Below are 13,820 nucleotides of genomic sequence, written 5' to 3' on the forward strand. Positions count from 1 at the left end.
GAGGTGAACCCTCGGTGCAGCTCTAGAGGACGGCGATGGCCCGGTCGGTGGGGGCCACGGGTGCGGGCAGGATGGTGCTGCCCATCAGGTACTTGTCCACGGCTGCGGCGGCGGCGCGTCCTTCGGCGATGGCCCACACAATGAGGGACTGTCCACGTCCAGCGTCACCGGCCACAAAAACACCCTCGGTGTTGGTCATGTAGTAGCCGTCGCGGGACACGTTGCCGCGGCCGTCGAATTCGGCGTGCACCTGATCTGTGATGCCCGCAGGCTCCGCGCCGGTGAACCCCAGGGAGAGGAATACCAGGTCAGCGGGGATGATCCGCTCGGTGCCGGCCTTGGGGAGGCGCTTGCCGTCCACGAATTCCGTCTCGGCAACCTTGACGCCGGTGAGCTTGCCGTTTTCGCCCACGAACTCCACGGTGGAGGCGAGGTAGGTCCGCTCGCCGCCTTCCTCGTGCGCGCTGGCAACTTCGAACAAGGTGGGGAACGTCGGCCAGGGCTGGTGGCTGGCACGCTCGGCCGGCGGCTGCTTGCCGATGGCGAGGGTGGTCACCGAGGCAGCGCCGTGGCGGTGCGCGGTGCCCAGGCAGTCCGCGCCGGTATCACCGCCGCCCAGGATCACCACGTGCTTGCCCTGCGCGTGGATCTGGTTCTCCACCTGCTCCCCCGCGACAACGCGGTTGGCCGGCACCAGGTAATCCATGGCGAAGTGGACGCCGTCGAGGTCGCGTCCGGGGATGGGCAGGTCGCGCGGAACCGTGGCACCGGTGCACACCACGACGGCGTCGTACCGCCTGCGCAGCTGCTCCCAGGTCACGTCCGTGCCCACGTTAACACCGGTGCGGAAGCGGGTACCTTCCGACTTCATCTGCTCGATGCGCCGGTCAACCTGCTCTTTTTCCATCTTGAAATCGGGGATGCCGTACCGCAGCAGGCCGCCGATCTTGTCGTCCCGCTCGTACACGGCAACAGTGTGGCCCACGCGGGTCAGCTGCTGCGCCACGGCCAGGCCGGCAGGGCCGGAGCCGACGACGGCAACGGTCTTTCCGGTCAGGCGTGCCGGCGGCAGGGGGCTGACCCAGCCGTTGTCCCAGGCTTCGTCGATGATGGAGACTTCAACCTGCTTGATGGTGACGGCGGGCTGGTTGATGCCCAGCACGCAGGACGCCTCGCACGGGGCGGGGCACAGGCGGCCGGTGAACTCCGGGAAGTTGTTGGTGGCGTGGAGCCGCTCGATCGCTTCCTCACCCTTGTCCCGCCACATGAGGTCGTTCCACTCGGGAATGAGGTTGCCCAGCGGGCAGCCCTGGTGGCAGAACGGCACGCCGCAGTCCATGCAGCGGCCGGCCTGGGCCTTCAGCGTGCCCTTTTCCTGTGCCTCGTACACTTCCTTCCAGTCCATGATGCGGACGGGAACGGGACGGCGCGGCTGGGTTTCACGCTGACGTACTTTCAAAAATCCGCGTGGATCAGCCACCGGTTACCTCCAGGATTCGAGACCACACTTCTTCGCCGTCGGGGTCCAGGCCCTCTTCAATGGCGTCGAGGCGGGTTTGCAGCACGGCCGCGTAGTCCCGCGGCAGCACCTTGGTAATGCGGGCAGCGGTGTCATCGAAGTTCTCGAGGAGGCGCGCCGCCAGCTGGGAGTCAGTTTCTTCAACGTGCTTGACCAGGAGGCCGTGCACAATGTCGCGGTCCTCGGCGTCCAGCTCGCGGAGCTGGAGTTCGCCGGACTGCAGTGCGTCCTTGTTGACCTTGGCAGTGTCCAGGTCCAGGACATAGGCGGTGCCGCCGGACATGCCGGCGCCGAAGTTGCGCCCGGTGCGGCCGATGATCAGCGTCTGGCCGCCGGTCATGTACTCGCAGCCATGGTCGCCGATGCCTTCGACGACGGCGGTGGCACCAGAGTTGCGGACCAGGAAGCGTTCGCCCACCTGGCCGCGCAGGAACATCTCGCCGCTGGTGGCACCGTAGCCGATCACGTTGCCGGCGATGACGTTCGTCTCAGCCTTGAACACGTTGGTGCGGTCCGGCCGGACGATGATGCGGCCGCCGGAAAGGCCCTTGCCCACGTAGTCGTTCGAGTCGCCGAACAGCCGCAGCGTGATGCCTGCGGGCAGGAAGGCGCCCAGGGACTGGCCGGCCGTGCCGCTCAGGGTGACATCGATGGTGTCCGTGGCCAGCACGTCCGTGCTGAACGTCTTGGTGACCACGTGCCCCAGCATGGTGCCCACCGAACGGTCGGTGTTTATCACGTCAACGGAGATCTTCACCGGGCTGCGGTCCGTCAGGGCCTCGGTGGCCATGGTGATCAGCCGCTGGTCGAAGTGCTTGTCCAGCTCGTGGTTCTGGCCGGTCATGTTCCGCAGCGGCGCGTCGTCGTCGAACTCCAGCCCGTGCAGGATGGGGTCCAGGTCCAGGCCGTCGGCCTTCCAGTGGTTGACCGCCTCGCGGGCATCGAGGACCTCGGCGTGGCCGATGGCCTCTTCCAGGCTGCGGAAGCCCAGCTCGGCCAGGATCTCGCGGACTTCCTCGGCAAGGAACTCGAAGAAGTTGACCACGAACTCCGGCTTGCCGCTGAAGCGTGCCCGCAGTTCCGGGTTCTGCGTGGCAACACCCACGGGGCAGGTGTCCAGGTGGCAGACGCGCATCATGATGCAGCCTTCCACCACCAGCGGTGCGGTGGCGAACCCGAACTCTTCGCCGCCCAGCAGCGCGGCGATGACCACGTCGCGGCCGGTCTTGAGCTGGCCGTCAACCTGCACCACCACGCGGTCGCGCAGGCCGTTGAGCATGAGCGTCTGCTGGGTCTCGGCCAGGCCGAGCTCCCACGGGACACCGGCGTGCTTGAGCGAGTTCAGCGGCGAGGCGCCGGTTCCGCCGTCGTGGCCGGAAACGAGCACGACGTCGGCCTTCGCCTTGGTCACGCCGGACGCCACGGTGCCGATCCCCACCTCGGAGACGAGCTTGACGTGCACACGGGCCGAGGGGTTTGCGCGCTTGGCATCGTAGATGAGCTGCGCGAGGTCCTCGATCGAGTAGATGTCATGGTGCGGGGGCGGGGAGATGAGTCCGACGCCGGGGGTCGAGTGCCGCGTGCGGGCCACCCAGGGGTAGACCTTCTGCGCCATCAGCTGGCCGCCTTCGCCGGGCTTTGCGCCCTGCGCCATCTTGATCTGGATGTCGTCGGCGTTGGTCAGGTAGAGGCTGGTGACGCCGAAGCGGCCGGAGGCGATCTGCTTGACGGCGGACCGGCGCTTGGGGTCGAGCAGGCGGTCCACGTCCTCGCCGCCTTCACCGGTGTTGGACTTGCCGCCCAGCTGGTTCATGGCGATGGCCAGCGTCTCGTGGGCTTCCTGGGAGATGGAGCCGTAGCTCATGGCACCCGTGGAGAACCGCTTGACGATGCTGGAGACGGGCTCCACTTCCTCGAGCGGAACCGCGGGGCGCTCGTTCTTGAACTTGAGCAGACCGCGCAGGGTCATCAGGTTCTGGGACTGGTCGTCCACGCCCTTGGTGTAGGCCTTGAAGATGTCGTAGCGGCGTTCACGCGTGGCGTGCTGCAGCCGGAAGACCGTCTCCGGGTTGAACAGGTGCGGCTCGCCGTCGCGGCGCCACTGGTACTCGCCGCCGCCCAGCAGCGGGCGGTGGGGCTGCTCGATGCCGCCCTCGGGGTAGGCCATCTGGTGCCGCGCAGAAACTTCGGCCGCGATGACATCCAGGCCCACGCCGCCCAGCTGGGAGTGGGTGCCGGCGAAGAATTCGTCCACCAGCTCCTGTCCCAGGCCCAGTGCCTCGAACGTCTGCGCGCCGGTGTAGGACGCCACGGTGGAGATGCCCATCTTGGACATGATCTTCAGGACGCCCTTGCCCAGGCCCTTGATGAGGTTGTAGACGCCGTCCTGCGCGGTGACGCCGGTGACGTCGCCGGCAGCAATCAGCTGCTCCACAGATTCCATGGCCAGGTACGGGTTGACGGCGGAGGCGCCGTAACCGATGAGCACTGCCACGTGGTGCGTCTCACGGACGTCGCCGGCCTCGACCACCAGGGCGGTCTTGGTGCGGTTGGCGCTGCGGAGCAGGTGGTGGTGCACGGCGCTGACCAGCAGCAGGGACGGGATGGGCGCCCACTGCGCGTTGGAGTCGCGGTCAGACAGCACGATGTACTGCACGCCGCGGTTGATGGCGCCGGAAACCTGCTCGCAGATTTCGGTGAGCCGGGCACGGAGCGCGTTCTCGCCGCCTTCGGGGCGGTACAGGCCGCGGACCTTCATGGCCACGCGGTTGCCGTCGGCGTCCTCGATGTTGGCGATCTTGGCGAGCTGGTCGTTGTTGATCACCGGGAACGGCAGCTGGACCTGGGGCTGGCGGACCTGCTTGGTGTCCAGGAGGTTGCCGTTGGGGCCGATGGCACAGGTCAGCGACGTGACGAGTTCTTCACGGATGGCGTCCAGCGGCGGGTTGGTCACCTGCGCGAAGGACTGCACGAAGTAGTCGAAGAGCAGCCGGGGGCGCTTGGACAGCACGGCCACCGGGGTGTCCGAGCCCATGGCGCCCAGCGGTTCTGCGCCGGTGCGGGCCATCGGGCCCAGCAGGATCTTCAGTTCCTCGGTGGTGTAGCCGAAGGTCCGCTGGCGGATGTTCACGGAAGCGGCCGTGTGGACCACGTGCTCACGCTCGGGAAGCTCGTTGAGGTCGATCAGGTTGTCCTTGACCCACTCCGCCCACGGGTTGGCTGCGGCCACCTCGGCCTTGACCTCTTCGTCGTCGATGATGCGGCCGGCCTCGGTGTCCACCAGGAACATCTTGCCCGGGGACACACGGCCCTTCTTGACCACCTTGGAAGGTTCGACGTCGATCACGCCCACCTCGGAGGCGAAGACGATCAGGCCGTCCTCGGTGATCCAGAAACGTCCGGGGCGCAGGCCGTTGCGGTCCAGGGTGGCGCCCACGAGGTTGCCGTCCGTGAAGGAAACAGCTGCGGGGCCGTCCCACGGCTCCATCAGCAGGGAGTGGTACTCGTAGAACGCACGCCGTGCCGGATCCATGGTGGCGTGGTTTTCCCACGCCTCGGGGATCATCATCATGATCGAGTGCGTGATGGGGCGGCCGGACAGCCAGAGCAGCTCAGCTACCTCGTCGAAGGAAGCGGAGTCGGAGGCACCGGGAGTGCAGATGGGGTACAGCTCTTCCGGTGAGTCACCCAGCAGCGGGTTGGCGAGCTGGGACTGGCGGGCGCGCATCCAGTTCCGGTTGCCCTTGACGGTGTTGATTTCACCGTTGTGGGCGATGGTCCGGAACGGCTGGGCCAGCGGCCAGGACGGGAAGGTGTTGGTGGAGAAGCGCGAGTGCACGATCGCCAGCTTGGTCTTGAACCGCTTGTCCGAGAGGTCCGGGTAGAACGGCTCCAGCTGGGCGGTGGTGAGCATGCCCTTGTAGACGATGGTCCGCGAGGACAGCGACGGGAAGTACACGCCGAACTTGTTCTGGGCACGCTTGCGGATCCGCCACGCGCGGGAGTCCAGTTCGTTGCGGTCCAGTTCCTCACCCGTGGCCGATGCCAGGAAGGGCTGGGAGAAGTAGGGCATGCAGGCGCGCGCCATGGCGCCGACGAGGTCGGCCACAATGGGCACCTCGCGCCAGCCGAGGACCTTCAGGCCCTCGTCAGCCGCCAGGCCTTCGATGCCGGCCTTCGCGGCGTCGGCTTCGCGCTGCTCGGCGGGAAGGAACGCCGTACCGGCCACGTACTGGCCGGGTGCGGGAAGTTCGAACTCGGTGACTGCACGGAAGAACTCATCCGGGATCTGCATGAGGAGGCCTGCACCGTCACCGGTGCCTTCATCCGCACCCACGGCACCACGGTGCTCGAGGTTGCGCAGGGCGGTGAGGGCGGCGTCCACGATGTCGTAGCCGGGCTCGCCGCGGAGGGTGGCGATAATCGCAAGACCGCAGGCGTCCTTCTCCTGCTCGGGGTTGTACAACCCGCTGGCCTCCGGCAAGGCCGCGAAGCGCTTGAACGGCGACATGGCAGTCTCAGGCTGATCCGGTTCAGACCAGCTGGGAGTGTGAAGAGTTTGGGTCATGGGAGACGTCCTTCCTCCTGATCGTGCGTATGGAAGGGACACCGTTGGCCCCACTCGTCGGGCGCCGCTCACATGGGCACAACAAAGTGTTACTTACTGGAAATTGTAGGTCAGCCCGGCCTGCTGAACTAACGGTTACGCAGGCCCCTGCCCAGGGCTTCATCTGACAGCAGCTCTATGCTGTCCAGATTGGCCCCATGCCACGACACTGTGGTTTTCGGGAGCTTCGAGCGGTGGCCCTGCTGCCCTTTGGGCCGGCGGTTTACTTGCTGGTGCCGGCCTCCGGTGCGGCTCCTGTGGCTGTACTGCCGGAATGTCCGGCAGCCGTTGCATCCTGTCCCGGCTTGACGCCGGCCGGTGCTGCCGAGGCCTCTTCCGTGGGGACGGAAGCGGGCCTGGAACCGCTTTGGTTATCAGGGAGATTATCACGCGATTCACTATCTGAGACAACAGGGTCCGTATCACGGACCGAATCGTCGTGGCCTGTTACGGCTGCTTCATGCTGCTTTTCCGCAGGTTCCCGGCCCGGAAGATAAGGGCTTTCGGCGTCCGCTGGCTTCTTCAGTCCGAGCAGGATGAACGCCACCAGAGCGGCCAGGAAAACGAAGATGCTCGTCCAGACATTCAGCCGGGTGGTGATGCCGAAGAGGGAGATCTGTTCTGCATCGTCGATGCGCATGGCTTCGATCCAGACCCGGCCCAGCGTGTAGTACATGGCGTAGAGCCAGAACAGCCTGCTGCGGCGGAAGTTGAACTTCCGGTCCAGGGCGAGCAGGATGACGACGCCGGCAAGGTTCCACAGCGATTCGTAGAGGAATGTGGGGTGGAACAGGGTGTCCGCGGCTACTCCCGCCGGGAAGTTGGGGTTGTCAGCATCAATCTGCAGCCCCCAGGGCAGCGTGGTAGGACCGCCGAAGAGTTCCTGGTTGAAGTAGTTGCCCCAACGGCCCACGGCCTGGGCGAGCAGCAGCCCGGGGGCGGCGGCGTCGAGGAAGGCGCTGAGCTTGACGCCGCTGCGGCGGCAGCCGATCCACGCACCCACCACGCCAAGGACCACGGCGCCCCAGATGCCCAGGCCGCCGCGCTGGATCTGCGGGATCAGGGAGAGGTCGCCGGTGCCGTCAAAGCCGGGGCCGAAGTAGGCGTCCGGCGACGACACCACGTGGTAGAGCCGGCCGCCGATGATGCCGAACGGGATGGCCCAGACCACAATGTCCCAGACGCTGCCTTCGGGCGCGCCGCGCTTGGCCCAGCGGACCGATGTGAGCCACAGGCCCACCACGATGCCGGCCAGGATGCACAGGGCATAGGCGTGGATGCGCAGCGTTCCCCAGGGCAGGGGAATATCGAACCCGGACCAGTCCGGGCTGGGAATACTGGCGGGCACCAGGGCCGCCGCCTGAAGGAGCGTCTGCATGGATTAGGCTTCTTCCCCGGTCAGGCCGGTTTCCCTGGCCAGTCCCGTGCTGAGGTCCTTGGTGAGGGCGGCGACGGCGTCCACGCCGCCGTCGCGGATTGCGGCCACGAGTGCGGTGCCCACGATCACGCCTTCGGCATAGGCCGCAATCTCGCGGACCTGTTCGGCATTGGAGACGCCCAGCCCAACACACACACGCTCGGCACCGGCGGCATGCGCTGCGGCCACCACGTCCTTGGCAGCAGTGCTGACGGAGGTCCGGGCGCCGGTGACACCCATAATGGACACGGCGTAGACGAAGCCGCGGCTGGCGTCCACGGTGCGCTGCATGCGCTCCGTGGTGGAGGATGGCGCCACCAGGAACACCCGGTCCAGGCTGTACTTGTCCGAGGCTTCCATCCACTCCGCTGCTTCGTCGGGGATGAGGTCGGGGGTGATGAGTCCGGCGCCGCCTGCTTCGGCCAGGCGCCGGGAGAACTCGTCCACGCCCATCCGGATCACGGGGTTCCAGTAGGTCATCACCAGGACGGCGGCGTCGGTTTTGCTGGTGATGCCTGCCACCACGTCAAAGACCTGGCGGACGTGGAAGCCTTTGGCCAGGGCCTCGGTGGTGGCGGCCTGGATGACCTGGCCGTCCATTACGGGGTCCGAGTACGGGATGCCGATTTCGATCAGGTCGGCCCCGTTCTCGGCCAGGGCGATGCCCGCGGCGATGGTCTCCTCCACGCTGGGGTAGCCGGCGGGGAGGTAGCCGATGAGGGCGGCGCGGCCTTCGGCGCGTGCCTTGTCGATGGCCGCGGCCGACTTGCTGGTGGTCTGTGCAGTGCTCACAGCTGCTCCCCCTCTTTGCCGATTTCGGACTCGGCGGAATTCTTGTCCAACAGATCGAACCATTCGGCGGCGGTGGCAACATCCTTGTCCCCGCGGCCCGAAAGGTTGACGATCACAATCTTGTCCTGTGCGGTGCCGCCGGCATCAGCGGCTTCGGCAGCGAGGCGCTGGCCCACCTTGATGGCGCCCGCCAGCGCGTGCGAGGACTCGATGGCGGGGATGATGCCTTCGGTGCGGCACAGGAGGCGGAAGGCCTCCATGGCCTCGGCGTCGGTGATGGGTTCGTAGCTGACCCGGCCGATGTCCGACAGGTAGGAGTGTTCGGGGCCGACGCCAGGGTAGTCGAGGCCCGCGGAGATGGAGTGGGACTCGATGGTCTGGCCGTCGTCATCCTGCATGAGGTACGAGCGGGCGCCGTGCAGGACGCCCGGCTTGCCCAGCGTGATGGTGGCCGCGTGGCGGCCCGTTTCCACGCCGTCGCCGCCTGCTTCGAAGCCGTAGATCTTCACGGACGGATCGTCCAGGAAGCCGTGGAAGATGCCGATGGCGTTGGAGCCGCCGCCGATGCAGGCGCAGACGGCGTCCGGGAGCCGGCCTTCCTGGTCCAGGATCTGGGCGCGTGCTTCCTCGCCGATCACCTCGTGGAAGTACCGGACCATCGCCGGGAACGGGTGCGCACCGGCGGCGGTGCCCAGGAGGTAGTGGGTGTTGTCAACGTTGGCCACCCAGTCGCGCAGGGCTTCGTTGATGGCATCCTTGAGGGTCTGTGAGCCACTGGTCACGGGAATGACGGTGGCACCCAGGAGCTCCATCCGGGCAACGTTCAGGGCCTGGCGGCGGCAGTCCTCGGCGCCCATGTACACCACGCACTCAAGCCCCATCAGGGCCGCTGCGGTGGCGCTGGCCACGCCGTGCTGTCCCGCGCCGGTCTCGGCGATCACGCGGGTCTTGCCCATGCGCTTGGCGAGCAGCGCCTGGCCCAGGACGTTGTTGATCTTGTGGGAGCCGGTATGGTTCAGGTCCTCGCGCTTGAGGAAGACCCGGACTCCCCCGGCGTGCTCCGAGAACCGCTTTGCTTCAGTCAGCAGCGACGGGCGGCCGGAGTAGTTTTTGTTCAGGTCCGCCACCTGGGCGCGGAAGTCGGGATCGTCCTTGGCCTTGTCGAACGTCTCCTCGAGCTCGTCCAGGGCGGCAATGAGGGACTCGGGCATCCAACGCCCACCGTAGCTGCCGAAGTACGGCCCCGGGGCGTGTTTCAGGGAGCCGCCCTGCAGGAATGCTTCCGCGGCGTTGTTGTCAGCGTTTCCTGAGGGTGCGTCAGCCATCAGTCCCGTCCTGTTCCAAGTTGATCGTTCGGTAAGTTGTGGTGTTCCCGCCCGTGGGCCGGAACAAAACCGCGGGCGGCAGGCAGCCCCTGCCCACGCTGCCGTGGCCAGGGGCGCTGCGTCAGCCTCGGGCGGCGATGGCGGCGGCACCTGCCGCCGTGAACTCGGCAATCCGCTCGCGCGGGGTCGAGTGGCTCACCAGGGCCTCCCCCACCAGGATTGCGTTGGCGCCGCTGGCGGCGTAATGCGTCACGTCATCCACGCCGCGGACGCCTGATTCGGCAACCACGAGGGCCTCCGCCGGAATCAGGCCCGCCAGGGACGCGAAGACGGAACGGTCGACGTCGAGCGTCTTCAGGTTACGCACGTTCACTCCGATGATGCGCGCCTGGGCTGCGACCGCCCGCTCAATTTCCTCTTCGGTGTGCGTTTCCACGAGCACGTTCATGCCCAGTTCCCGGCTCAATGCCGAGAACTCGCTCAGCTGCGCGTCGGAGAGCGCGGCCACGATCAGCAGGATGAGGTCCGCGCCGTGTGCCCGGGCCTCCCAGATCTGGTACTCGTCGAGGGTGAAGTCCTTGCGCAGCAAGGGCACGTCCACCTCAGCGCGCACAGCGTCGAGGTCCGCCAGGGACCCGTTGAAGCGGCGCTGTTCGGTGAGGACGCTGATGACGGAGGCACCGCCGTCGGCATACTGCCGTGCAAGTGACGCGGGGTCGCCAATGGCTGCAAGGTCGCCTTTGGAAGGGCTGCGCCGCTTGATTTCCGCGATGACTTTGAGCTGGTCACGTGACGGGGAGGGACCACTGAGGGCAGCCCAGGCGTCACGGGCCGGTGCTGCGGCCTGGGCCATGTCCTTCAGTTCAGCCAGGGAAACAAGGCGTTTCCGGGCGTCCATATCCTCCCTGACACCGGCGTTGATGTCATCGAGAACAGTTGCCATCAGTGGCCGGAGTTCTTCAGCTTGCTGCCTTCGACGCCGTAGCCTGCCTTGCGCATGATGTAGCCGAGGATAAGGCCGACGACCATCACGGCGATACCGGCGATGAAGATGGGGGTGCTGGCGATAACGAAGGCGATTGAGGCGATGAGGGCCCCCACCAGCATCACGATGACGCAGGTCCAGGCTGCAGGGCTGTTGCCGTGGCCGAGTTCCTGGCTGTGGTCAATGGCGCCGGGGGCAACCGTGCGGGTGCCTGACTTGGAAACGGATGCAGGTGCTTTGCTCATGGAAAATCTCCTCAGGGTGGATACTGCTTACATTCTGCCATTTTTTGGCTGCCCGCCGCGTATTGTGCCGCCGGGCTGGGCGGGCCGGGGCAGCCCGTGGCCTGTTTATGTGGGATCGTCGCCGCGGGAGAGCCGGTCCCAGCTGTCGATCTCGTCAACCGGTCCTGACGCGGCCGCGGTTCCGCCGGTGGCGGGCGCGTCATATTTGGTCCGGGATTTCCAGTACCGGCTGGCCGGAATGATGAGCAGCGCGGCCAGCGCCAGCAGGCAGCCTGCCACGACGGCGAGGACCGGGAAAGCCGTGACGGCCACTTGAGCCTCGCTGCCGGTGACGCCGGTGGCTGCGGCGATGGCACCCTGGGCTGCCGCCAGCGGGTCAGCCAGGACGGTGACGGCAGCGGCGACAATCCCGGCCGAGGCCAGGAGGATGATGGCGGTGATGATCCACCGGGCGATCCTGCCGGCGATGGCGGCTGCCAGCCCGCCGGCGAGGGCCACGAGGGCCAGCGCGGTGACGGCAGTGGCAGCCTTGCTGCCCTGTACCTCCAGTGCCGTCTGGGCCGCGCCGGACTGGCCCACCTGGTTGGGGTCCAGCGTGACAGTCATCCACGTCTGGGTGGTGGTGCCGAAGACTGCCAGCGCCAGGACGGCTACCAGCAGCACCAGCGTGGACTTGCGGGCCCAGGCGGGTGTGGCCGCCCGCTTCTTCGACATTCCTTGCCCGGCTGCCGGTTCGGCGTTCCGGGGGACACCAGGCATCAGGAGTCCATCCCGCCGGATACAGCGCCTTCAGAATCCGCGGAAAGGGAGTCTGCAGTGATGTTCTGCAGCGAACTTGCCGTGTGCACGGCGCGCAACGGGGCGGCGGCCTTGTTCACGGTTTCCAGGGCCTCGGTGGGGTTCACGGAATCGGCCACGATGCCGCCGCCGGCCTGGACATAGGCCCGGCCTTCGCGCAGCAGTGCGGAGCGGATGGCGATCGCCATGTCCATGTCGCCCGCGAAGTCGAGGTAGCCCACCACTCCCCCGTAGATGCCCCGGCGGTGCGGTTCGAGCTCGTCGAGGAGCCGCAGGGCGCGGGGTTTCGGTGCGCCGGAGAGTGTGCCTGCCGGGAAGGTGGCCTTCAGCACGTCATAGGCCTTGGCCTGTGGCGAGAGCCGGCCCACCACGGTGGAGACCAGGTGCATGATGTGGCTGAAGCGCTCCACCTCCATGAACTGCGTGACATCCACGGTTCCCGCGACGCACACCTTGGACAGGTCGTTGCGGGACAGGTCCACCAGCATCAGGTGTTCGGCGCGTTCCTTTTGGTCCGCGAGCAGTTCCTCGGCGAGGGCTTTGTCCGCTTCCACCGTCTTGCCGCGCGGCCGGGAACCGGCGATGGGGTGGGTGATGACCTCTTCACCGGTCACGGTGACCAGTGCCTCAGGCGAGGACCCGACGATCGAGTATTCCCGGCCATCAGCGTCCTCGAGGCTGAAGATGTACATGTACGGGCTGGGGTTGGTGTTGCGCAGGACCCGGTAGACGTCCAGCGCTGAAGCCTTGCACTCCATTTCGAAGCGGCGGGAAATCACCACCTGGAACACTTCGCCGTCCACGATTGCTTCCTTGCCGCGGTCAAGGGCTGCCAGGTACTCGGCCTCGTCCCAGCGTTCCTGCACGCTGGCGGCAAAGTCCAGCGCGGCAGGGGCCAGCACTGAGACGGGCTGGGCAACGGGAGTGCTGACTTGGGTGAGCAGCGCCCTGACCCGGGCAACGGCGTCGTGCCATGCCTCGTCCACGCGTTCGGAACTGTCATCGAAGTTGATGGCGTTGGCAATCAGCAGCACGGTGCCGTCCACGTTGTCGTGGACCGCCATGTCCGTGACGAGGTTCAGCGCCATCTCCGGCAGCTGCAGGTCGTCCTCGGGCGGACTGACCAGGCGTTCCCAGTGGCGCACTGTTTCCCAGCCGAGGAAACCCACCAGGCCGGAGGTGAACGGCGGCAGGCCGTCGAACCTGTCGGTGCGCAAAGCTTCGATGGTGTCGCGGACGGCGTCCACCGGGCTCCCGCCCACCGGGACTCCCACTGGCGGCTCTCCCAGCCAGTGGGCTTTACCGTCCTTGGTGGTCAGGGTGGCCCGGGACCGGGCGCCGATGAACGAGTAGCGGGACCATGCTCCGCCCACGGCTGCCGACTCCATCAGGAATGTCCCGGGCTGCCCCTGGGCGAGCTTGCGGTACAAGCCGATGGGCGTTTCAGCGTCGGCGAGTACTTTGAGCCGGACGGGGATGACGCGGCTGTGGCCGGCCAGTTCCCGGAACTCCTCGAGGCTTGGGCTGATGGTTCCAAGGTCCTGCATGGCTATGCTGTTCCGCCTGTTCTCGTCGGGGCCGGTTCTGGTTCTGGTGGAGCCGGTGCTTTATCGGGCCTGCGCCGGCACCTGTTGCTGGTACTTGCAGGGATGGCCAAACCTGTCCTGCAAGCAGGGTGACTGCGGTCAATGGAAGAAATTCAGAGTGCCTGGCCGGTGCTGACTGCCAGGTCCCTGCCGTCGAAGCAGGTGCGGGTGCCGGTGTGGCATGCGGCGCCCACCTGGTCCACGCGCACCAGGAGTGCGTCGCCGTCGCAGTCCATGGCCACGGACTTGACCCATTGCACGTGCCCGGACGTGTCTCCCTTGCGCCAGTACTCCTGCCGGGAGCGGGAGTAGAACGTGACCCGCCCGGTAGTCATGGTGCGGTGCAGCGCTTCGTCATCCATCCAGCCCAGCATCAGCACCTCGTTGGTGTCGTACTGCTGCACGACGGCGGCCACCAGCCCCGCGCTGTCACGCTTCAACGCGGCGGCCAGCTCAGACGGCAGCGGACTGCCCGCGGGTACAGCGGCGGGAGTCCCTGCTGGACCGTGCGAAGGTGTTGCGGGCAGAGTGGAAGCAGGGGTGGGGA

10 protein-coding genes are annotated in these 13,820 nt (G+C 66.9%); all 10 read right to left on the minus strand.

Annotated features, from left to right (window positions below; genetic code table 11):
- Positions 1 to 22 precede the first annotated feature (22 nt).
- The 10 genes from FNL14_RS14950 to hisI all read right to left on the minus strand — a co-directional run bounded on the left by FNL14_RS14950 (position 23) and on the right by hisI (position 13,800).
- A complete protein-coding gene (locus FNL14_RS14950; RefSeq protein ID WP_142061289.1) occupies positions 23 to 1,480 on the minus strand; it encodes a glutamate synthase subunit beta in 1,458 nt (485 codons plus the stop codon).
- Complete coding sequence (gene gltB / locus FNL14_RS14955; protein ID WP_142061291.1) at positions 1,473 to 6,086, minus strand: glutamate synthase large subunit; 4,614 nt, start codon at positions 6,084 to 6,086, stop codon at positions 1,473 to 1,475. The genes FNL14_RS14950 and gltB overlap by 8 nt, the downstream gene beginning before the upstream one ends.
- A gap of 262 nt (positions 6,087 to 6,348) precedes the next feature.
- Positions 6,349 to 7,503 (minus strand): prolipoprotein diacylglyceryl transferase, encoded by a 1,155-nt coding sequence (gene lgt, locus FNL14_RS14960; protein WP_142061293.1) that lies wholly within the window; start codon positions 7,501 to 7,503, stop codon positions 6,349 to 6,351.
- Positions 7,504 to 7,506: 3 nt separating this feature from the next.
- Positions 7,507 to 8,334 (minus strand): tryptophan synthase subunit alpha, encoded by an 828-nt coding sequence (gene trpA / locus FNL14_RS14965; protein WP_142061295.1) that lies wholly within the window; start codon positions 8,332 to 8,334, stop codon positions 7,507 to 7,509.
- Entirely contained in the window at positions 8,331 to 9,659 is a 1,329-nt protein-coding gene (gene trpB / locus FNL14_RS14970) for a tryptophan synthase subunit beta (RefSeq protein WP_142061297.1), read from the minus strand. Before trpB ends, trpA begins: the two co-directional genes overlap by 4 nt.
- Before the next feature lie 121 nt (positions 9,660 to 9,780).
- Positions 9,781 to 10,602 (minus strand): indole-3-glycerol phosphate synthase TrpC, encoded by an 822-nt coding sequence (trpC, locus tag FNL14_RS14975; protein WP_142061299.1) that lies wholly within the window; start codon positions 10,600 to 10,602, stop codon positions 9,781 to 9,783.
- Entirely contained in the window at positions 10,602 to 10,889 is a 288-nt protein-coding gene (locus FNL14_RS14980) for an HGxxPAAW family protein (protein WP_142061300.1), read from the minus strand. Before FNL14_RS14980 ends, trpC begins: the two co-directional genes overlap by 1 nt.
- Positions 10,890 to 10,994: 105 nt before the next feature.
- A complete protein-coding gene (locus FNL14_RS14985; protein ID WP_142061364.1) occupies positions 10,995 to 11,603 on the minus strand; it encodes a Trp biosynthesis-associated membrane protein in 609 nt (202 codons plus the stop codon).
- 44 nt (positions 11,604 to 11,647) lie between these two features.
- Positions 11,648 to 13,234, minus strand: a complete 1,587-nt coding sequence (locus tag FNL14_RS14990; RefSeq protein ID WP_142061302.1) for an anthranilate synthase component I — start codon at positions 13,232 to 13,234, stop codon at positions 11,648 to 11,650.
- 152 nt (positions 13,235 to 13,386) lie between these two features.
- A complete protein-coding gene (hisI, locus tag FNL14_RS14995; RefSeq protein ID WP_142061367.1) occupies positions 13,387 to 13,800 on the minus strand; it encodes a phosphoribosyl-AMP cyclohydrolase in 414 nt (137 codons plus the stop codon).
- Positions 13,801 to 13,820: the final 20 nt, after the last annotated feature.

The organism is Pseudarthrobacter sp. B4EP4b (genome assembly GCF_006680095.1).
Lineage (GTDB): Bacteria > Actinomycetota > Actinomycetes > Actinomycetales > Micrococcaceae > Arthrobacter.

What these genes read in the sequence shown, in the direction of transcription:
- gltB (WP_142061291.1), bottom strand. Translation starts at nt 6,086, where the DNA reads ATGACCCAAACTCTTCACACTCCCAGCTGGTCTGAACCGGATCAGCCT.
- lgt (WP_142061293.1), bottom strand. Translation starts at nt 7,503, where the DNA reads ATGCAGACGCTCCTTCAGGCGGCGGCCCTGGTGCCCGCCAGTATTCCC.
- trpB (WP_142061297.1), bottom strand. Translation starts at nt 9,659, where the DNA reads ATGGCTGACGCACCCTCAGGAAACGCTGACAACAACGCCGCGGAAGCA.
- trpC (WP_142061299.1), bottom strand. Translation starts at nt 10,602, where the DNA reads ATGGCAACTGTTCTCGATGACATCAACGCCGGTGTCAGGGAGGATATG.
- FNL14_RS14980 (WP_142061300.1), bottom strand. Translation starts at nt 10,889, where the DNA reads ATGAGCAAAGCACCTGCATCCGTTTCCAAGTCAGGCACCCGCACGGTT.
- FNL14_RS14985 (WP_142061364.1), bottom strand. Translation starts at nt 11,603, where the DNA reads ATGTCGAAGAAGCGGGCGGCCACACCCGCCTGGGCCCGCAAGTCCACG.
- FNL14_RS14990 (WP_142061302.1), bottom strand. Translation starts at nt 13,234, where the DNA reads ATGCAGGACCTTGGAACCATCAGCCCAAGCCTCGAGGAGTTCCGGGAA.